We start from the raw sequence: 19,324 nt of genomic DNA, 5'->3' as shown, positions 1-19,324 counted from the left end.
TAGATGCGGGGCATCTCCCCCCTTTGACGAAGCGCGAAAATCCATGATCGAACACGCCATCCTCCTCAGCGCCGGCCAGGGCTCGCGCCTGCTCCCCCTCACCGCCGAGCGGCCCAAGTGCATGATCGACTTTACCGGCAAGTCGCTGATCGAATGGCAGATCGAAATGCTCGCGCGCGGCGGGGTGAAGCGGATCGACGTCGTCACCGGCTTCATGACCGACATGCTGGAAGAGCATCTGAACCGCATCGACGATCCGCGCGTGGAAGTGACGGTTCGTTTCAACCCCTTCTTCAAGGTGGCCGACAACCTCGGCTCCTGCTGGATCGCGCGCGAGGCCATGCGCGGCGACTTCCTGATCCTGAACGGCGATACCCTCGTTTCGGAGGAAATCGTGAACAAGGTCCAGCAGGGCGCAACCGATCCGAACGGCAAGCCCTGGCCGATCACCGTCACCGTCGACGTGAAAGCCGAGGGCTACGACAGCGACGACATGAAAGTGGAGCGCGAGGGGGACGGCCGGCTCGTGCATATCGGCAAGACGCTGACGGCCCGGCAGTCCAACTCCGAATCGATCGGCTTCCTCGCCTTCCGCGGCGAAGGGGCGGACCTGTTCCGCGAGACCGTGCGCCAGGCCATGCGCACGCCCGAAGGCGTCCAGCACTGGTATCTCAAGGTGATCGATTCGATCGCGCCCACCGGCAAGGTCGGCACCGTCTCCATCGAGGGCCTCGACTGGGCCGAAGTCGATTTCCTCAACGACATCGAAATCGCCACGAAGCTCACCGATACCTGGTGAGCCGAGGGTTTTGATCGTCCCGGATCATGTCCGGGACGATGCTTTGCGGTCGATCAGCCGAAGTGCCCCTTCAGCCAGTCCACGAGCGCTGAAAGGTCATCCCCCTCCAGCGCCACGGCATGGCCGAGATCGGGCACTTTCGGCCAGCCGCAGTCCACGAACTCGCGGCCCTGCCACTCGCGCGCGCCTTCGTAGCGGGGGATGACGTGGAAGTGGACATGGGGATCCACCATCATCAGCATGAGATAGTTGAGCCGGGCATAGCCGACCCCCTCCCGCAGGGCCGCTTCGATCGCGGCCGTGGCGACCTTGAGTTCGGCATGCGCCTCTCCCGGAAGATCCCCAAAGGCGGTGGCATCGGATTTCGCCGCCAGCACCAACGATCCCAGCGTCGGCTGCGCCGGACGGGCCAGCACCACCCAATGCGCGAATTCCGCGACGAGGGTATGCGGGTAGCCGAACTTTTCCATCGTCGCATTGGCTGCGACATTGCCCTGCATCGCGTTCATGGCGGTTCCTTCTTCAGGCGTCCGAGAGCCAGGAGGTGATCGTACCGCCTCGCGCCCGCACGATCCATGCCTGGACCAGCCGCACGGCATGGATGAGGCAGGAAATCGCCGTCCACCAGGCCACCGCGATCAGGCCGATGTCGGGACGCGCGAACAGCATCGCCACGAACAGGATGACCATGTTCGGGTTGCGGCGCGCGGTAATCAGGCGGAACTGGCTATCGAACTTGCGCCATACGTGGATGTGCATGAGGCCGTTCTGACGCATGAACACGCCCTCGATCAGGCGCTGCACCACGTAGCCGCCCTGGATCGCGCCCTGCACCCACCAGAACGTCGCGTCATCGTAAGCCAGGCCCCAGGTCGCCAGGCCCGTCGCCCAGAACCACCACCAGAACGGCGGATGGACGAGGTCCATGCCGTGGTCGGCCACATTGCCCCATTCCGAGGACGTGATTGTGCAGCGCGCCAGCTTGCCGTCCACGGTATCGAGCACCATGAACACCAGTCCCAGCGCCATGCCCAGCCAGTAGTGCCCGTAAGCGAAGAGCACCGTGGCCAGCACGCAGAAGGCCGCGCCCACCGCCGTCACCATGTTCGGGGTGATGTGCAATTTCGCGCAGATTCGCGTCAGCACCAGCGCCCATTCGGGCCAGAGGTACTTGGTCAGCACATCGGTCACGCCCTTGTAGGCGCCGAAGTAGCTGGCACGCTCGATGGTGCGGACGGTCTCGGGCGTGAGCGCCATGAGGAACGGCGTCTCGCGCTTGCGGAGCGTCTTGTTCTCGATGGTGGGCCCGCTTTCGTAAGTCACGATATCGAGGCCCGCCGTATCGGCGAGCGGCGTTCCGGCGGCCATCGCGGCGGTGATTCGCGCGGCCTGGCCGGCGTCGGCCGCATGCGCCAGGGCGGGGATGCCGCCCAGCGTCAGGACCATGCCGGGCCGCGCTGTGACGTATTTGAACCAGGCCGGATCCCATGCAAAGGCGGCATTGGACAGGATGGAAGGGCCGGACGAGGCGTCCTTGCCGAAGGAGGCGCCGTTCGCCCGGGCGATGCGTGCAACGCGCTGGGCCATCGTCAAACCCCAGAGCTGGACGGGGTTCGCGCCGATGGTTGCGGCGTGGGGGGGAGTGTCCTGAGTGACCATGTTTTCGGCCGTAATCCGTGGAACCGAGTGACGCAACGGCGGGGCTTGCGGAAAACGCGGCAGATTTTGCCGGTCTTGCAAGTGGCGTAAAAACGCCATACAACTGTAACCTTAATGTGTCAGTGAATGTTTCCTGATGATTTTCGTCTGCGGCATCCCTACATAGGGTCCGTGTACGGAACCATTTACGAATTCGAAACGCTGCCGACCTTCGGTGAGCACGGCAAGCGCAAGGCCACTGGTCCTGCGCGTGTGGCGCGTCGTGGGCGCGCCGTTCCTCTCGTTGGCATCATTCGCAATCCTCGTAGCCACCGGAACAAGGGCCGGGCGGCAGAGATGGAGGATTGCTCCAACATCCTGACCGAGACCCCGCGCACCCGCTCGGAACTCTACAGCGTGCTTGACGGCTTTGCCCGTCGCGGTGTGGACTATCTCGTGGTCGACGGCGGCGATGGCACCGTTCGCGATGTGCTGACGTGCGGCGCGGACATCTTCGGTGACGAATGGCCCACGTTCATAATCCTGCCCAAGGGCAAGACGAACGCGCTGGGCGTAGACCTGGGCCTGCCGACCCACTGGTCGCTGGCAGAGGCGCTGGCGGCCGCGCACAAGGGCAATACCCTCACGCGCCGTCCCTTGCGGATTTCCGCCAATGACGGCAGCAGCGGCTGCATGCAGGGCTTTATCCTGGGCACCGGCGTATTCACGCTGGCGACCGAGGCCGGCCAGGAAGCGCACCGCCGCGGCGCCTTCAACAGCTTTGCCGTGGGCCTCAGCATCCTCTGGAGCATCATCCAGTCGCTGTTCGGCCGCGACGGCAATCCGTGGCGCGCCTGCACCCCGACGCGCCTGGTCGATCGCCACACCGGCCGCGACCTGCCCTATGACGGGCCGGGCCGTGCGGACGAACGCTTCATGGTCGTCGCCACCACTTTCGAGAAGTTCCCGCTCGGCGCGCGTCCCTTCGGCCGCGATGTCGCCCCGGGGATGAAGCTGGGCGTCATCGACTGGCCGGTGCGCTGGGTCATGGCCCTGCTGCCGGCGATCCTCTTTGGCCTTTCCGGCAAGTTCCTGGAACGCCGCGGCACCCACCGCGTCTGCGCCAGCGCGGTAGACCTGGAAATCGGTGGCTCGTTCATTCTCGATGGCGAGGTTTTCCCTGCGGGCGACTACCTGCTCGAGGAAGGGCCGCAGCTGACTTTCGTGGTCCCCTGATCCGCCGGATCCGGCCCCTCTCCTCTCACTTTTTGGCCAGGTTTGTGGCACCGGCATGCTTGCTTTTACCACGCCGGTGCCCGAGCATGCTTTCATGACCCAAGACCTGGAAGGGCGCATTGGCCAGGCGCTGCAGCGCGCCGTGGTGCCCGAAGTCCGTGCTTTCGCGGAACGCCTTGCGCTGGCTGCCGGCAATGCCGTGGCCGTGCTGTTCTACGGCTCGAACTTGCGCACCGGATCGCTGGAAGGCGTGCTGGACTTCTACGTCCTCACCGAAGGCCCCCAGGCGGAGAAGATCTGGCCGCGCGTCAGCTATCACGAATGGACCTTCGAAGGCGTGCCCTTGCGCGCGAAAGTGGCGACCATGGCGCTGGATACGTTCCGCGCCGCCGCGGCCGGCGAGCGGCTGGACACCACCATCTGGGCCCGCTTCGTCCAGCCGAGCGGCATCGCCTGGCAGCGTGACGAGGCCGCGCTCGGCCGCGTAACCGCCGCCGTATCGGGCGCGGCCCGCACCGCCGCCAGGCTGGCCGTGGCGCTCGGGCCGGCGACGGGCACTGCGGAGGACTACTGGCGCGCCCTGTTCCGCGCGACTTACGCCGCCGAGTTCCGGGTGGAGAAGGCAGGGCGCGAGGATACGATCCTTTCCGTCAACCGCGAACATTTCGACGGCTTGCTGCCGCTGGCCCTTGCCGCCGACGACATCGCCTTCGAGCGTCTGCCGAACGGCGCCTTCCGCCCCGAACTTTCCGAGCGCGACCGCACCCGGATGCTGGACTGGTGGAAGCGCCGCCAGCGGCTGGGCAAGCCCTACAACGTCCTGCGCCTGCTGAAAGCCTCGACCACGTTCGAAGGCGCCGCGCGCTATGCCGCCTGGAAGATCGAGCGCCACACCGGCGTGCCGGTCACCATCACGCCCTGGCGCGAGCGGCATCCGGTGCTTTCCGCGCCCGGCGTGCTCTGGCACGTCTGGCGCACCCGCAAGGCCATGGAGCGCAAACCGGCATGACCCCCTCTCCCTTGCCCGCCGCGCTGATTCTCGCAGGTTCCCGCCCCGGCGCACCCGATCCGGTCGCAGCGGCCGAAGGCCTGAGCCACAAGGCCTTGGTGGAGCTGGAAGGCCGGCCGATGCTGGCCCATGTCGTCCAAGCCCTGCGCGATGCCGGGATCGCGCGCCTGGCGGTGGTCGCCAACGATCCCGCCGTGATCGCGCTCGCGGAACTGCTGGGCTGCGAGACGATCCCCGCCGCCGCCGGTCCCAGCGCCAGCGTGGCCGCGGGCTTCGCCCGGCTCGGCGCGCCGATGCTCGTCACGACCTCCGACCATGCGCTGCTGCGCGGCGACTGGGTGCGGGATTTCCTGCTCGACACCCCCGAGGAAGCCGACGTTTCCGTGCTGCTGGCGCGGCGGCAGGCGATCGAAGCGGCTATGCCGGGATCGCGCCGCACTTATCTGCGCTTTGCCGACGGCCACTGGTCGGGCTGCAACCTGTTCCTGCTGAAGACGGCCCGCGCCGAAGCCGCGATCGAGACGTGGAAGCTGGTGGAGGCGGACCGCAAGCGCCCATGGCGCATCGCCGCCAGGCTCGGGCTCGGCATGTTGGCAAGCTATGTGCTCGGCCGCCTGACCCTAGCGGCCGCGCTTGCACGACTGGGAACCCGGATCGGCCTCAAGGCCCGCCTCGTCGCCGCGCGCGACGGATTGGCGGCGGTCGACGTCGACAAACCCTCCGACCTCCTGGACGCACGCGCCATCCTGGCCGAGCGCCGCGAAGCCGCCGCCGGATCCTGAGACTGCGGCAACGCACGCGCCGAAATGCCCCCGAGGGGGCATTCCATCCAATCTGTTACATGTAGCGCATCTGGATGCGGATCGACTTCACGTCATTGCCCACCGGCACGCCGACCTTGGTGTAGCTGGGCTTGCCGAGGTTGAAGATATTGATCGAGGGGTTGTTCGACATCGCGCCGCCGTCAGTGCTGATGTCCGTCGAGCCGTTGCCGTTGACGTCATGCCTCACGGCGATGCCGTAAGTGCCCGGCGCCGGGACGGGGACGCAGAACGTCATGGTCCCGGCCCTGGCGGCCACTTCGATCCGCTTCAGCCACTTGCCCTTCGCCAGCCACTCGCCGGAGGTGGCGCGGTAGGACTGGACGCGCAGGCGTCCCTGGGACGACTTGATGCCGTCCACCGTAACCATGATCGCGGGGCCGCCACCGGAACGGCACTGGCTCATGTCGTTGCGGATTTCGTCGCGATACTGGGCCGCGGCCGGCGCCGACAGGGCCAGCGCGGCCAGGCCGGCGGCAGCTGCGATGGGGGCCTTGGGGAACTTCAATCTCATCTCCGGTTCCGTCACTCGTTCACGAGGGTTGCAGGGAAGCAAACCCGTGAAATGTCTGGCGCCGCACTGCCATCGAGGCCGTGAATGCACTCTGAACTGGCGATCCACAAGCACCGCGCCGGAGCGGCTGCAAGGGGCGGAGCCCGGTCCGCTCGGTCGATTTAGGGAACTTCCTCCATATGGCGTGTGGAAAACGGGCCGGGCGCGCTTGTACCCCCCAGATATGGTGGCCTATCCTTCGCATCGAGGAGTACCGTTCTTAACCATGACCACGCCGCTGATCTCGCCCTCCATCCTTTCCGCCGACTTTGCCCGCCTGGGCGAAGAGGTTCGCGCGATCGACGAAGCCGGCGCCGACTGGATCCACGTCGACGTCATGGACGGCCACTTCGTACCCAACATCACCATCGGCCCGGCCGTGGTGAAGGCGCTGCGCCCGCATTCCGCCAAGGTCTTCGACGTGCACCTGATGATTTCGCCGGTGGACAGCTATCTCGAAGCCTTCGCCGAGGCCGGTGCGGACTACATCACCGTTCATCCCGAAGCCGGCCCTCACGTCCACCGCACGGTGCAGACGATCCGCGGCCTGGGCAAGAAGGCGGGTATCTCGCTGAACCCGGCCACCCCGGCCAAGATGCTGGACTACCTGATCGACGATATCGACCTCGTCCTGATCATGAGCGTCAACCCCGGCTTCGGCGGCCAGAGCTTCATCTCCAGCCAGCTTCGCAAGATCGAGGCCGTGCGCAAGATGATCGAGAAGTCGGGCCGCGACATCCGCCTCGAAGTGGACGGCGGTGTCGATGCCAAGACTGCACCTCTCTGCGTTTCGGCGGGTGCCGACGTGCTCGTCGCCGGTTCGGCCACGTTCCGCGGCGGCCCTTCGCAATATGCCGCCAACATCCGCACCCTGAAGGGGCTCGATTGAGGCGGTGAAGCTAGACACCCCTCCGCGTCCCCGAAACGGGAACCCGGACGGGCTCCGGGCCATTTCCCCGGGAAGTGAGGCAGCCGATGAGTCGGGCGACATGCTTGCAGGCGGGCTCACAGGCAAGTCGGGGGGCGGGCCTCAGGGCGGTAACGAGGAGGGTGTCTTGAATCAAAGCGTTACCGGATCGCCGGCCGTGACACGTTCCGAAACCGACATCACCGATATCACCGCCTTCACTGGCGACGACTTTCACGATTCCGACCTCCTGCCGCCCCGCGCGGAAGTCCAGGTGGAAGTCGCGCAGATCGAGGGCGGCCGGGCGCTGGCCCTGGCCGATTTCTCGCCGCCTTCGGTCGGGCCGGGCGAGCGGCTGATCCGCTTCGCCTATCGCCTGGGCATTCCCGGCACCATGCTCTCGGCGCCGATGGGCAAGAAGGCCCGCACCCGGCTGCTCGCCACGGTCAGCAACACGCTTCCGGGCAATGCCGCCGCCGGAACCGCCCTGCGCGCGGGACATTTCCTGATCCACGGCGCCCGCACGCCCGTGGCCCAAGTCGATTTTGCCGGCCCGTCGCGCGTGACGCCGCCGCTGGAGCGCGTGGTCCACAGCTTCTCCTGGCTCACCGACCTGGAGGCCTGCGCCCCGCGCGAGCAAGGTACCGCGGTTGCCGAGCGCATTCTCACCGCGTGGCTCCAGGCCAATCCCAAGCCGCCGGCCAAGCCGGGCAAGGGTCCGGCCTGGGACGTAGGCAACACCGGCGCGCGGCTGATGAACTGGCTGGCCCATGCCCCGCTGATCCTCTCGGGCGAGAAGACCCTGCGCAACCGTACTTTAGCGCACATTTCCGAGACCGCGCGCTGGCTGGACCGTCATGTCGGCCGGGCGGAAGACGGGATCGCCGAAGTCGCCGGGTGGAGCGCCATCGTCGCTGCCGGCCTGCTGCTGCCCGAAGGTCGCCCGCGCCGCCTCTACGGCGAGGCGGGGCTGATCAAGGCCCTGGGCGAACTGATCGGCGACGACGGCGGCGTGCTCTCGCGCAGCCCGCTAGCGCAGATGGAAGCGATCGCCCTCCTGGTGCGGCTGCGCAACTGCTATCACGCCACCCGCCGCGACGCGCCCAAGGCGGTCGAGCGGGTGATCGAACTGCTCATTCCGCCGCTCCTGGCGCTGACTCACGGCGACGGTTCGCTGGGTTCGTGGCAGGGCGGCTGGGCGATCGACGGAGAGGACGTCAACGCTCTCGTCAAGGCGACCGGCGTGCGTACCCGCCCGCTGCGCGACGTGCGCCAATGGGGCTATCAGCGCGTGCTGGCGCACAAGTCGATCCTCCAGTTCGACACTGCGCCGCCGCCGCTGCCCGCCCATGCCCGCTACGGCTGCGCTTCCACGCTGGCCTTCGAGATGTCCCACGCGGGCCACCGCCTGATCGTCAACTGCGGCGGCGCGGCCAGCGGCGGCGGGCTGGTGCCGGTGCGCTTGGAACAAGGCCTGCGCGCGACCGCCGCCCATTCGACGCTGACGCTGGACGATGCCAATTCCACCGCCGTCCTCATCAACGGAGCCATCGGCGGCGGCGTCAGCGAGGTCGATATCGATCGCAAGACGCTGACGCAGGAAAACGGCGGCAACGCCACCCGCATCGAGGCGAGCCACAACGGCTACGAGGCGCGCTACGCCCTCACGCACCGCCGCATCCTGATCCTGCGCGACGACGGCAGCGAACTGCGCGGCGAGGACGTGCTGATCCCCGCGGGCCGCAAGGCCCAGCGCGGCAAAGTGGGCTTCGCCATTCGCTTCCACCTCGGCCCGGAAGTCGAAGTCGCCCTCACCGAGGACGGCCAGGGCGCCGGCATGGCCCTGCCCGACGGCAGTCTCTGGCAGTTCCGCAGCAGTGCCGGCGAAGTGATCCTGGAAGATTCGCTCTGGGTCGACGGCCAGGGCCGTCCCCAGGCGACGCAGCAGCTGGTGATCCAGGGTCTCGTCTCGCGCGGAGGCGGGAATTTCGGTTGGTTAATCAAGAAAATGGGGTGAAATGCCGCGACCGGCCCCACGGCTTGTGGCACCCTGAGCTAGCGGCCCCTCTTGCGACCCGGGCGCTGCCGACCTAGAGGGTGCGGAAAATCCCTCTCCGCTAGTTCCAGAACGAGGCCATCCGCATGACCGATACCGTCCAGATCCGCCGCGCATTGCTGTCGGTTTCCGACAAGACCGGCCTCGCCGATCTCGGCAAGGCGCTGTCCGCCCGCGGCGTGGAACTGGTTTCGACCGGCGGCACCGCCAAGGCGCTGCGCGATGCCGGCCTCGCGGTGAAGGACATTTCGGAAATCACCGATTTCCCCGAGATGATGGACGGCCGGGTCAAGACGCTGCACCCCAAGGTCCACGGCGGCCTGCTGGCGGTGCGCGACAATCCGGAACATGCCAAGGCCATGGCCGATCACGAAATCGGCGCGATCGACCTGGTGGTCGTCAACCTCTATCCCTTCGAAGCCACCGTCGCCAAGGGCGCCGACCGTGACGAGGTGATCGAGAACATCGACATCGGCGGCCCATCGATGGTGCGTTCGGCCGCGAAGAACCACGCCTTCGTCGCCATCGTCACCGATCCGAAGGACTATGCGGGCCTGATCTCTGAACTGGAGACCACCGACGGCGGCACCACCCTGGCCTTCCGCAAGCTGCTGGCCGCGCGCGCCTTCGCGCAGACCGCCGCTTACGATTCGATGATCTCGCAGTGGTTCGCCTTCACCGACCAGGGTCTTGAGTTCCCCGAGATGCTGAGCGTCAACGGCCGCCTGGCCACCACGCTGCGCTATGGCGAGAACCCGCACCAGAAAGCCGCGCTCTACACGCCGGTCGGCCCGTTCACCAAGGGCCTGGCCCAGGGCGAGCAGGTTCAGGGCAAGGAACTGTCCTACAACAACTACAACGACGCCGATGCCGCCTTCGAACTCGCAGCCGAGTTCAAGAGCCAGGACCCGGCCGTGATCATCGTCAAGCACGCCAACCCTTGCGGTGTGGCGCAGGGTTCCAGCCTGCTCGAAGCCTGGCAGGGCGCGCTCGCCTGTGACGACGTTTCGGCCTTCGGTGGCATCGTTGCGGTGAACACCACGCTCGACGGTCCGACGGCCGAAGCGATCTGCCAGATCTTCACCGAAGTGGTCGTCGCCCCCGACGCCGACGAGGAAGCACGGGCCTTCTTCGCCAAGAAGAAGAACCTGCGCCTGCTGCTGACCGGCGGCCTGCCCGATCCGCGCCGCCCCGGCCTGAGCGTCAAGCCGATCACCGGCGGCCTGCTGGTGCAGGGCCGCGATGCCGGCGCCATCGGCGTGAGCGATCTGAAGGTCGTGACCAAGCGCGCGCCGACCGAGCAGGAACTGAAGGACTGCCTGTTCGCCTGGACCGTGGCCCGCCACGTCAAGTCGAACGCGATCGTCTATGCCAAGGACGGCGTCACTGCCGGCATCGGCGCGGGCCAGATGAACCGCCGCGATTCCTCGCGCATCGCCGCGATGAAGGCGGCCGAGGCCGCCGAGAAGTTCGGCTGGGCTCAGGCCCGCACGGTCGGCTCTGCCGTCGCTTCGGACGCGTTCTTCCCCTTCGCCGACGGCCTGCTGGCCGCTGCCGAAGCGGGCGCTACGGCTGTGATCCAGCCGGGCGGCTCGATCCGTGACGAGGAAGTCATCGCCGCTGCCGATGAGGCGGGCCTGGCCATGGTCTTCACCGGCATGCGCCACTTCAAGCACTGAGGTTCGATATTTCAGGGCCAGATTCGATCCAGGAGGCGAATATGTGGGTGATGTGGCTTGGACCGCTGGTCACCCTCGCCTTCCTGATCGGGCTGGCCACGGCGGCCGTGCTCGTGCGCCTCGGCCGCATCCGCAAGCCCCACCAGGTCATCGGCGCGCTGGCACTGCCGTTCGGTTGTGCCGCGCTGCCCGTGGCCGGGCTGGTTGTGGTCTCCGTCGCTTCGGCAGTGATCGCGCGCACGATCCCTTGACGAGATTGTGACGGTTCCCCCCGTCCACCCCGTGCGATCAACGGTTCATCGCAGAATGGGGCGCGGCTCGTCGCCATTCACTGGACGTCAAGGCGATTCGCTCCAAGTGAGCGGCACGCAATCGTACATCATCAATATGAGCTGATTTTCGTCATGGGACTCTTCAAGGCCGACTTCTACCGCTTCTTCGCCCTCGGCTTCGCCGGTGGGACGCTGCTGGTGCTGGGCGTGATGGGCATCGGAACTCACTCGATCGGCAACGGCCTCGTGCCCCCCGCCGAAGCGGCTGCGCAAGTAAACTGATCCAGGCAGGCTGATCCGGGGTCTATCGGACCCCGCGGCCTGATCCGGCGCCGTCCTGGGCGCCCCTCCAGCTTTCAATTGCACGCAGCCCTGCCAATGCCCATATGGGCGGCATGGCTAATGCGCATCATCATCACGAACATTCCGGCGAAGGCCTTGTAGAGGCTGCCCGCGCCGCCCTTCTCGATGCCGGCGAACAGTGGACCGAGATGCGCGCCGACGTCTTCGGCGCTCTGGCGGAACGCGAACGTCCGGCTTCAGCCTATGACCTGGCCGAAAGCGTCTCGGCCCTGCGCGGCAAGCGCGTGGCGCCGAACAGCGTCTATCGCATTCTCGACCTCTTCGTGCGTACCAATCTCGCCCGCCGGGTCGAGAGCGCCAACGCCTACCTCGCCAACAGCCATCCCGGCTGCCAGCACGACTGCATCTTCCTGATCTGCGATGTCTGCGGCCAAGCCGTCCATATCGACGACGACAAGCTGACCGGCGCCCTCATCGCCGCCGCCAGGCAGGCCGGTTTCGCCGGGGTGCGCCCGGTGGTCGAACTGCGCGGAACCTGCGCGACCTGCAGCTAGGTCGGCAGGGCCTGCGAACAGGCCGCTGACGCTGGCCGGCTTCCGCAGGATTCCCATGTCTGGCGGGGGTCGAGCGGCGCCGGAAGTTGCCGGCGATGGCTCGGAGAGTCGCAGCAAAGCAACAGGTGCCACGTTTTTCCTGTCCTTTCGGACGGCTCCGGCATATTGCCCACTGCTTAATTCGACACCAGAACATGTAGCGTGTAGAAGCAGAACATGACAGCCAACCCGGCAACGCCACTCCTCGACACCGTCGATACGCCTGACGATCTCCGCAAGCTCAAGCCTTCGGACCTGCGTCAACTGGCCGACGAACTTCGCACCGAGATGATCTCTGCCGTCGGGCAGACGGGCGGCCATCTGGGCTCGGGCCTGGGCGTGGTCGAACTGACGGTGGCGATCCACTACGTGTTCGATACGCCGGTGGACCGGCTGATCTGGGACGTGGGCCACCAGGCCTATCCCCACAAGATCCTCACCGGCCGCCGCGACCGCATCCGCACCCTGCGCCAGGGCGGCGGACTTTCCGGCTTCACCAAGCGTTCGGAAAGCGAATACGACCCCTTCGGCACGGCCCATAGCTCCACCTCGATCTCGGCCGCGCTCGGCTTTGCCGTCGCCAACAAGATCAAGGGCACGCCCGGCCGCGGCATTGCCGTGATCGGCGACGGCGCGATGAGCGCCGGCATGGCCTACGAGGCGATGAACAACGCCGCGGACGCCGGAAACCGCCTGATCGTCGTCCTCAACGACAACGACATGTCGATCGCGCCGCCGGTTGGCGGGCTGTCGTCCTATCTCGCGCGGCTCGTTTCCTCGGGCCGGTTCCTCGGCCTGCGCGACCTGGCCCGGAAGTTCGCGCGCCGTCTGCCGCGCCCGCTCCACGCCGCCGCCCGCAAGACCGACGAATTCGCCCGCGGCATGGCCATGGGCGGCACCCTGTTCGAGGAACTGGGCTTCTATTACGTTGGCCCGATCGACGGCCACGACCTCGATGCGCTGGTTCCGGTCCTGGAAAACGTGCGCGATGCCGCCGAAGGCCCGATCCTGGTCCATGTCGTGACGCAAAAGGGCAAGGGCTACGCGCCCGCCGAGGAAGCGGCCGACAAGTATCACGGCGTGCAGAAGTTCAACGTCGTCACCGGAGAGCAGGCCAAGGCCCCCGCCGGCCCGCCGAGCTACACCGGCGTCTTCGCCAAGGCGCTGGTCACCGAGGCGGAACAGGACGACCGCATCTGCGCCATCACCGCCGCCATGCCCTCGGGCACGGGGCTCGACAAGTTCGCCCAGCAATTCCCGAACCGCAGCTTCGACGTCGGCATTGCCGAACAGCACGCGGTGACTTTCGCGGCCGGCCTGGCGGCGCAGGGCATGCGCCCGTTCTGCGCGATCTATTCCACCTTCCTCCAGCGCGCGTTCGACCAGGTGGTCCATGACGTGGCGATCCAGAACCTGCCCGTGCGCTTCGCCATCGATCGCGCCGGACTGGTCGGTGCGGACGGTGCGACTCACGCCGGTTCGTTCGACGTGACCTATCTGGCCACCCTGCCGAACATGGTGGTCATGGCCGCGGCCGACGAGGTGGAGCTTGTCCACATGGTCCACACCGCCGCGCAGTATGACAAGGGCCCGATCGCCTTCCGCTATCCGCGCGGCAATGGCGTGGGTCTGGCCCTGCCGGAAACGCCGCAGCTTCTCGAAATCGGCAAGGGCCGCGTGGTCCGCGAAGGCAGCAAGGTCGCCTTGCTCTCGCTGGGCACGCGCCTGGGCGAAGCGCTCAAGGCCGCGGACCTGCTGGACGCCAAGGGTCTTTCCACCACCGTGGCAGACTTGCGGTTCGCCAAGCCGCTGGACACCGAGCTGATTCGCAAGCTGATGCTCAGCCACGATGTGGTCGTCACCGTAGAGGAAGGCGCCATCGGCGGTCTCGGCGCGCATGTGCTCACCATGGCCAGCGACGAGGGCCTTACCGACGCGGGCCTCAAGATCCGCACCATGCGCCTGCCGGACGTGTTCCAGGACCACGACAAGCCCGAGACGCAGTACGACGAAGCCGGCCTCAATGCGCCGCAGATCGTCGACACCGTGCTCAAGGCGCTGCGCCACAACAGCGCCGGCGTGAACGAAGCCCGCGCGTAAAACGCGTAAGATCGAGGCGTGCCTGGGGTGCCGGGCACGTCCCTGCTGACGTCGCGCTCTTTTCCGTCATCAACGGGCTAGCGAAATCCGGGTGAAGCCATCGCGGGCGGCCCTGCGCGCCTCTGGATCGCTTCGGGCCATCACCTGCTTCCGGGTATTTTCGAGGGCCCGGGGATCATCCCCAGGCCCTCGTTTTCCTTACCAGTCGTAAGCCTTGGGCAGATAAGTCCGGTCCAGGCTCTTGTAGCGCTGCTTCAGGCGGCTCTGGTGGTTGTCGAGCGGCTGCTTGATCCCGTCGATATAGACTTCGACCGGGGCCGAGGAGAGTTCGAGCGGATCGCCGTCCCAGATCACGACGTCGCCCACGGCGCCCGGCGCCAGTACGCCTTCCTTGCCGCCCATGCCGCTGATCTCGGCCGGAACCGAAGTGATCGCGGCCAGGGCCTCGCCCCATGTCAGTCCCGCCGCGCCCGGCAGCTTGTTCAGGGCCACGAGGTTGCCGGCCTGCTGCGGCGCATAGCGGGGCTGGTTGCTGCCCGCGAACATGCCGATGCCGACTTTGACGCCGGCCTTCTTCATGCGCCCGACGTTCGACTGGGTCGCCGCAAGGCTTTCGAAGCTGGCGGGAAGGTCCCGCAGCGGCATCGCGATCACCGGCACTTTGGCCGCCGCGATCTGGCTCGCCACGAGCCAGCCTTCGGTCGCCCCCACCAGAACGAGATTCAGCTTGGGAAACTCGCTCTTGAGCGCAGCACGCTGCGGATGTCGGCGGCCCGTTCGACCCCGACGTAGAGCGGTTGGCGGCCGTCGATCACCGGGGCCAGCGCCGCCGCATCCGCGCGGGTCAGCAGGGCATCGCTGCTGCGCGCGGCCGTGGGTGCGGCCGCCAGTTCGCGCGCCTCCCGCAAGGCGCTGCGCAGGGCGACATGGGCCGCGACGCGGCTGCCGCCGGCGAGCTTGGCCCCCGCCTCGCCCAATTGCACGAACTGGAAGGCGCGCGGCAGGTTCACCGCATCGGAGCCGGCGCGAAGATCGATCAGCGCCCCCTGCCCGGCGAAGATCGAATCGCCGTTGACCGGCGCGACGCTGGCGCGGGTGACGCCGCCTTCGCGGCTCACGGCGATGTGCTCGCTGGCGGGATTGATCGCGGGGGTCACGTCGAGCGCGGCATTGAAGGGCGACTTGTCGGCCTCGGTATCGTTGCTGTTGGGCACGCCTTCCACGTCCCAGAGCCCAAGATCGGTGACGGCCGAGAACAGGCCCGGCGTCACCCACTTGCCGGTACCGTCGACGCTCTGCATCCCGGCGGGAACGGCAACGCCGGCGCCCGCGGCGACGACCTTGCCGGCCCGCACGACGACGGTGCCTTGCTCGATCGGGGCGCTGCCATCACCCGTGCCGACGGTGGCATTGGTGATCGCGAAATCCTGCGCCGCGGCCAGGCCGGGAAGCAGGGCAGGAAGGGCGGCTGCCGTCAGGGCAGCAAGAATGGTGGCGCGGCGGCTCATTTCACGTCTCCTTCGCCGGGCTGCCCCAGTTCGAAATCGCTGACCGGGCGCCGCCGGGCATCGAGGGCGTCGAACATCAGGGCGCCGTCGATCCACACTTTCTCGGGCCGCGAATAGACCGAGAGCGGATTGCCGTTCCACAGCACCACGTCGGCCATCTTGCCCGCTTCCAGGCTGCCGGTCCTCTCGCCGATGCCCATGGTCTTGGCGGCATTGTAAGTGAACCAGCCGATGACCTTGGCATCGGGAATGTCGATGCCGATGCGGCGGCCGTCGGCCTGGGCCTTGGCGGCTTCCTGGTTGAGGCGCTGGATGCCGTTCTCGTCGTCCGAGTGGATCACCACGCAGGTCCCCGCATTGGCGAGCAGCGCGGCGTTTTCGGGAATGCCGTCGTAGGCTTCCATCTTGAAGCCGTACCAGTCGGCCCAGACGGCCACGCAGATGTCGTTCTCCCGCAGGAGATCGGCGATCTTGTAGGCTTCCACCGCGTGGTGGAAGGCGGTGACCTTGTAGCCCATCTCCTTGGACATATCGATCACCTGCGCCATCCCGTCCGCGCGGTAGCAGTGGTTCTGGACCAGGATCTCGCCCTTGAGCACGCCTTCCAGCGTGTCGTTGCCAAGGTCGCGTTCGGAATGGTCGCCGTCCATGTACTGGCGCGCGTCGATCCAGGCCTGGCGGTCGACAGAGAAGTTGCCCATCCGGGTCGAGGGCTTCTGGCCCTTCTCGCCATAGACGCGCTTGGGATTCTCACCGCAGGCCATCTTCAGCGAATAGGGCGCGCCGGGGAACTTCATGCCCTGCACGGTGATGCTGGGCACGTTCTTCAGCGTCACCGCGCGGCCGCCGATCAGGTTGCCCGAACCGGGCAGGATCTGAAGGCTGGTGACGCCCCCATTGGCAAGCGCGCGGGTGAAGCCGGGATCCTGCGGCCAGACCGAGTGCTCGGCCCAGACATCGGGCGTGGTGGGGCTGGTCATCTCGTTCCCGTCCGCCAGCGCTTCGACGCCGGGCGAAGGATAGACGCCGAGGTGCGAGTGGATGTCGATCACGCCGGGAGTCACGAACTTGCCGGTACCGTCGATGCGGGCATAGCCTTCCGGGATCGGCATGTCGGCCCCGCCGACGGCCTGGAGCTTCCCGTCCCTGAACAGCACGATGCCGTTGTCGATCCGGCCGCCGCGCCCGTCATAGACAGTGGCGCCCACCAGCGCGGTGGGCGTGCCCGGATAGGACTTGTAGGTGGAGGGATAAGGATCGGCGACGATCGGCGCCGCCTTCTTGTCCTGCTTCTTCGCATCGGCGCCCGTAGCGCCCAGCGCCAGTGCCGCGCCCAGAACGAGCGTGGACGACCAGCGCCGCAATGCCGGCGATACCCTCATGTCGATTTCCCCTGTTCAAATAAGATCCGGCCCGGGAAACGCTGGGTTTCCCGGGCCGGTCGATGGTCAGTGCGGCTTGGTTACCGGGTGAAACCCGGCTTCCTGAGCCTCCAGCCCCATTTCGCTCTGGCCCGCGAGATCGCGGTCGATCGCGCGATCCTCCAGCGTGTCGATGTGCATCCAGCGCCGCACCAGCGGCGAGAGCGCCAGGACCACCACGGCAACGCCGATCGTGGTCCAGCCGATCGTGGAATAGATCCCCAGCGTGACTTCCTTGTTCATCACGCCGCTTTCGCCGCCGGTGGCCTCGCCGATCTTGCCGGCCACGAAGTTGCCCACGGCGGTCATGTAGAACCACGCGCCCATGATGAAGCTGCCGAGGTGCAGCGGCGAGAGGCGGGTCATCGCGGACAGGCCCACGGGCGAAAGGCACAGCTCGCCGGTGGTGTGCAGCGCATAGATCAGGAACACGAAGAGCACCGAGGTCATTGCCGCCGGATCGCCGCTGTTCGCGCCCCAGACGAAGACCAGGAAGCCGAGGCCGACCTGGATCAGCGCCAGGCCGAACTTGGCCGGAGCCGAAGGCTCCAAGCCCTTACGGCCGAGAAACTGCCAGAGCGCCGCGAAGATCGGGCCGAACAGCACGATGTAGATCGGGTTGATCGACTGGAACAGGCTGGTCGGCACGCCGCCGCGGTCCACGAACTTGTCGGTATAGAGGCTCAGCGAACCGCCGGCCTGCTCGAACAGGCCCCAGAAGATCGGGTTGAGCGCGATCAGGAACAGGATCGCGAAGATGCGCTCGCGCGGTTCCTTGGGCAGCTTGAACGCCTCGTACAGGGTGTAGCCCAGCATGGCGATGCCGGAGACCACCAGCAGCGACTGGATCACGCTGACGTATTGGATCAGGGTCCAGATCACCGCGACCGAACCGAGGCCGATGGCGTAAAGCGTCAGTTCGCCCTTCTTCGCCAGCGGCCTGGGCGGCTCGCCCCGGCCCTTCAAGGCAGGACGACCGGCCACGAAGATCAGCAGGCCGAGCAGCATGCCGATGCCGGCGAGGCCGAAGCCCCAGGACCAGCCGATCGTCTCGCCCAGGTAGCCGACCAGGATCGTACCCAGCGCGGCGCCCGTGTTCACGCCCATGTAGAAGATCGTATAGGCCGAATCGCGGCGGGAATCGGTCATCTTGTAAAGCTGGCCGACGATCACCGAGATGTTCGCCTTGAGGAAGCCGGAGCCGACGATGATCAGCGCCAGCGCCAGCCAGAACACGTTGATGGCCGGGTCCGCCTGCTTCACCGCCGGATCGGCGACGCCGTGCATGCCCTCATAGGCCATGAACAGGTGACCCACGGCCAGGACGATGCCGCCGAACAGCACGGCCTTGCGCTGGCCGAGGTAGCGGTCCGCCAGATAGCCGCCGAGCACCGGGGTGATATAGACCAGGCTGGTATAGGCGCCGTAGATCAGGTTGGCACTGCCGTCATTGAACAGCCAGAACTTGGTCAGGTACAGGATCAGCAGGGCGCGCATGCCGTAGTAGGAGAAACGCTCCCACATTTCGGCATAGAACAGCACGAACAGACCGCGGGGATGGCCGACGAATTCGTCGCTCTTGCGCGTGGCGATGACGCCGCCGATGGCCAGCACGGCAAACAGGAGAATGGCGCCGATCGCGGCAATCCAGTCTCCCTCGTTCCAGGTTGCTATTTCTTTCATGCGCCCTTCTTTTGTCCTGTCGCCCGAAAAGCTTGTCTCGCAAGCTTGAAAGCGGGAACGTTAGCGGCCAAATCGGGCATGTAAATGGGGTGAGGACACGCAAAAGGGCGGCCTGGCAGGCGGGAACCGACGGGTTTTCCCTACCTCCGGTGAGCCATTGCGCGAAAACCACCGGAATGGCATTTTCTTGAGATGACGGAACCAAGTCACGCGAAATATTATGATTCGCAGTGACCTCGGGAATTTTCCGAAGGGCATTTTGAAAGGGAAGCACGCGATGATCAGATCCGAACTGCTGCTTGCTATGGCCAAGGAGAACCCCGAGCTGCGCGCAGAGGATGTCGAGCGCGCCGTGGACACGTTCTTCGACGAGATCGCCCAGCGCCTGGCTGACGGCGGCCGCGTGGAACTGCGCGGTTTCGGTGCTTTCTCCACCCGCCACCGCGAAGGCCGCACCGGCCGCAACCCGCGCACCGGCGAAAGCGTGGACGTGCCGGAAAAGCGCGTGCCCTATTTCAAGCCCGGCAAGGAAATGCGGGCCCGTCTCAACGTCGAGTAAAGTGGTGAACCGGACGGCATAACGCGTTCATCGCGGTTGCCCCGCCGCGCGCGATCTGCCAGATCGCGCGCACCGATCATCGTGCGGACGTGGCGGAATGGTAGACGCAGGGGACTTAAAATCCCTTGATCCTTGATCGTGCGGGTTCGAGTCCCGCCGTCCGTACCAGAATTGCTTTCGAAACCGG

At 66.6% G+C, this 19,324-nt stretch carries 17 protein-coding genes, 1 tRNA gene and 1 pseudogene; 13 read left to right on the top strand and 6 right to left on the bottom strand.

Annotated elements, in window-relative coordinates:
* Positions 1-43 precede the first annotated feature (43 nt).
* Entirely contained in the window at positions 44-799 is a 756-nt protein-coding gene (locus EDF58_RS22835) for a phosphocholine cytidylyltransferase family protein (RefSeq protein ID WP_132269749.1), read from the top strand.
* Between the two features lie 53 nt (positions 800-852).
* Here the strand turns inward: EDF58_RS22835 and EDF58_RS22830 are convergent, their stop codons facing one another.
* Together EDF58_RS22830 and EDF58_RS22825 are read right to left on the bottom strand one after the other, a co-directional pair.
* Positions 853-1,308 (bottom strand): HIT family protein, encoded by a 456-nt coding sequence (locus EDF58_RS22830; RefSeq protein ID WP_243654454.1) that lies wholly within the window; start codon positions 1,306-1,308, stop codon positions 853-855.
* 13 nt (positions 1,309-1,321) lie between these two features.
* A complete protein-coding gene (locus EDF58_RS22825; protein WP_132269747.1) occupies positions 1,322-2,458 on the bottom strand; it encodes a CDP-alcohol phosphatidyltransferase family protein in 1,137 nt (378 codons plus the stop codon).
* Positions 2,459-2,629: 171 nt separating this feature from the next.
* Between EDF58_RS22825 and EDF58_RS22820 the strand changes: the two genes are divergently transcribed.
* The 3 genes from EDF58_RS22820 to EDF58_RS22810 all read left to right on the top strand — a co-directional run bounded on the left by EDF58_RS22820 (position 2,630) and on the right by EDF58_RS22810 (position 5,464).
* The gene (locus tag EDF58_RS22820; protein ID WP_132269745.1) at positions 2,630-3,673 is read left to right on the top strand and encodes a diacylglycerol kinase family protein; all 1,044 of its coding nucleotides are present in this window, start codon (positions 2,630-2,632) and stop codon (positions 3,671-3,673) included.
* Between the two features lie 94 nt (positions 3,674-3,767).
* Positions 3,768-4,682, top strand: coding sequence for a hypothetical protein (locus EDF58_RS22815; protein ID WP_132269743.1), 915 nt, complete (start codon positions 3,768-3,770; stop codon positions 4,680-4,682).
* On the top strand, positions 4,679-5,464 hold the full coding sequence (locus EDF58_RS22810) for a nucleotidyltransferase family protein (RefSeq protein ID WP_132269741.1): 786 nt from the start codon (positions 4,679-4,681) through the stop codon (positions 5,462-5,464). Before EDF58_RS22815 ends, EDF58_RS22810 begins: the two co-directional genes overlap by 4 nt.
* A 55-nt stretch (positions 5,465-5,519) precedes the next feature.
* Here EDF58_RS22810 and EDF58_RS22805 read toward each other — a convergent pair whose 3' ends face one another.
* On the bottom strand, positions 5,520-6,017 hold the full coding sequence (locus tag EDF58_RS22805; protein ID WP_132269739.1) for a DUF2141 domain-containing protein: 498 nt from the start codon (positions 6,015-6,017) through the stop codon (positions 5,520-5,522).
* 265 nt (positions 6,018-6,282) lie between these two features.
* Between EDF58_RS22805 and rpe the strand changes: the two genes are divergently transcribed.
* The 7 genes from rpe (at position 6,283) to dxs (ending at position 13,966) form a co-directional block, all read left to right on the top strand.
* A complete protein-coding gene (gene rpe, locus EDF58_RS22800; protein ID WP_132269737.1) occupies positions 6,283-6,945 on the top strand; it encodes a ribulose-phosphate 3-epimerase in 663 nt (220 codons plus the stop codon).
* A gap of 196 nt (positions 6,946-7,141) precedes the next feature.
* Positions 7,142-8,980, top strand: a complete 1,839-nt coding sequence (locus EDF58_RS22795) for a heparinase II/III family protein (protein ID WP_347812907.1) — start codon at positions 7,142-7,144, stop codon at positions 8,978-8,980.
* A 125-nt stretch (positions 8,981-9,105) separates the two neighbouring features.
* A complete protein-coding gene (gene purH, locus EDF58_RS22790; protein ID WP_132269733.1) occupies positions 9,106-10,698 on the top strand; it encodes a bifunctional phosphoribosylaminoimidazolecarboxamide formyltransferase/IMP cyclohydrolase in 1,593 nt (530 codons plus the stop codon).
* Between the two features lie 41 nt (positions 10,699-10,739).
* Positions 10,740-10,949, top strand: coding sequence for a hypothetical protein (locus EDF58_RS22785; RefSeq protein ID WP_132269731.1), 210 nt, complete (start codon positions 10,740-10,742; stop codon positions 10,947-10,949).
* A 153-nt stretch (positions 10,950-11,102) separates the two neighbouring features.
* Positions 11,103-11,252, top strand: a complete 150-nt coding sequence (locus EDF58_RS25995; RefSeq protein ID WP_165921541.1) for a hypothetical protein — start codon at positions 11,103-11,105, stop codon at positions 11,250-11,252.
* A gap of 113 nt (positions 11,253-11,365) precedes the next feature.
* On the top strand, positions 11,366-11,827 hold the full coding sequence (locus EDF58_RS22780; RefSeq protein ID WP_132269729.1) for a transcriptional repressor: 462 nt from the start codon (positions 11,366-11,368) through the stop codon (positions 11,825-11,827).
* Positions 11,828-12,043: 216 nt separating this feature from the next.
* Complete coding sequence (dxs, locus tag EDF58_RS22775; protein WP_132269727.1) at positions 12,044-13,966, top strand: 1-deoxy-D-xylulose-5-phosphate synthase; 1,923 nt, start codon at positions 12,044-12,046, stop codon at positions 13,964-13,966.
* Positions 13,967-14,164: 198 nt separating this feature from the next.
* On the opposite strand, the pseudogene EDF58_RS22770 reads toward dxs, so the two are convergent.
* From EDF58_RS22770 to EDF58_RS22760, 3 genes and pseudogenes are all read right to left on the bottom strand, one after another.
* Positions 14,165-15,474, bottom strand: a pseudogene (locus EDF58_RS22770) (amidohydrolase family protein).
* Entirely contained in the window at positions 15,471-16,856 is a 1,386-nt protein-coding gene (locus EDF58_RS22765; protein WP_132269725.1) for an amidohydrolase, read from the bottom strand. Before EDF58_RS22765 ends, EDF58_RS22770 begins: the two are co-directional and overlap by 4 nt.
* A 66-nt stretch (positions 16,857-16,922) precedes the next feature.
* Positions 16,923-18,578 carry a peptide MFS transporter gene (locus EDF58_RS22760; RefSeq protein WP_132269723.1) on the bottom strand — a complete coding sequence of 552 codons (1,656 nt, stop codon included), beginning with the start codon at positions 18,576-18,578 and terminating at the stop codon, positions 16,923-16,925.
* A 277-nt stretch (positions 18,579-18,855) separates the two neighbouring features.
* On the opposite strand from EDF58_RS22760, the gene EDF58_RS22755 reads away from it, so the two are divergent.
* Positions 18,856-19,137 (top strand): integration host factor subunit beta, encoded by a 282-nt coding sequence (locus tag EDF58_RS22755; RefSeq protein WP_132269721.1) that lies wholly within the window; start codon positions 18,856-18,858, stop codon positions 19,135-19,137.
* An 83-nt stretch (positions 19,138-19,220) separates the two neighbouring features.
* Positions 19,221-19,305, top strand: a tRNA-Leu gene (locus EDF58_RS22750).
* The last annotated feature ends 19 nt before the right edge of the window (positions 19,306-19,324 follow it).

The sequence above is a fragment of the Novosphingobium sp. PhB57 genome (genome assembly GCF_004342985.1).
GTDB lineage: Bacteria > Pseudomonadota > Alphaproteobacteria > Sphingomonadales > Sphingomonadaceae > Novosphingobium.
This window is presented reverse-complemented; position numbering and strand designations above follow the sequence as displayed.

Bases quoted from the DNA above. Each gene is read 5' to 3' on its own strand.
- dxs (WP_132269727.1), top strand. From the start codon at position 12,044: ATGACAGCCAACCCGGCAACGCCACTCCTCGACACCGTCGATACGCCT.
- EDF58_RS25995 (WP_165921541.1), top strand. From the start codon at position 11,103: ATGGGACTCTTCAAGGCCGACTTCTACCGCTTCTTCGCCCTCGGCTTC.
- purH (WP_132269733.1), top strand. From the start codon at position 9,106: ATGACCGATACCGTCCAGATCCGCCGCGCATTGCTGTCGGTTTCCGAC.
- EDF58_RS22785 (WP_132269731.1), top strand. From the start codon at position 10,740: ATGTGGGTGATGTGGCTTGGACCGCTGGTCACCCTCGCCTTCCTGATC.
- EDF58_RS22815 (WP_132269743.1), top strand. From the start codon at position 3,768: ATGACCCAAGACCTGGAAGGGCGCATTGGCCAGGCGCTGCAGCGCGCC.
- EDF58_RS22760 (WP_132269723.1), bottom strand. From the start codon at position 18,578: ATGAAAGAAATAGCAACCTGGAACGAGGGAGACTGGATTGCCGCGATC.
- EDF58_RS22805 (WP_132269739.1), bottom strand. From the start codon at position 6,017: ATGAGATTGAAGTTCCCCAAGGCCCCCATCGCAGCTGCCGCCGGCCTG.
- EDF58_RS22755 (WP_132269721.1), top strand. From the start codon at position 18,856: ATGATCAGATCCGAACTGCTGCTTGCTATGGCCAAGGAGAACCCCGAG.
- EDF58_RS22780 (WP_132269729.1), top strand. From the start codon at position 11,366: ATGGCTAATGCGCATCATCATCACGAACATTCCGGCGAAGGCCTTGTA.
- EDF58_RS22830 (WP_243654454.1), bottom strand. From the start codon at position 1,308: ATGAACGCGATGCAGGGCAATGTCGCAGCCAATGCGACGATGGAAAAG.
- EDF58_RS22810 (WP_132269741.1), top strand. From the start codon at position 4,679: ATGACCCCCTCTCCCTTGCCCGCCGCGCTGATTCTCGCAGGTTCCCGC.
- EDF58_RS22765 (WP_132269725.1), bottom strand. From the start codon at position 16,856: ATGAGGGTATCGCCGGCATTGCGGCGCTGGTCGTCCACGCTCGTTCTG.
- EDF58_RS22835 (WP_132269749.1), top strand. From the start codon at position 44: ATGATCGAACACGCCATCCTCCTCAGCGCCGGCCAGGGCTCGCGCCTG.
- rpe (WP_132269737.1), top strand. From the start codon at position 6,283: ATGACCACGCCGCTGATCTCGCCCTCCATCCTTTCCGCCGACTTTGCC.
- EDF58_RS22825 (WP_132269747.1), bottom strand. From the start codon at position 2,458: ATGGTCACTCAGGACACTCCCCCCCACGCCGCAACCATCGGCGCGAAC.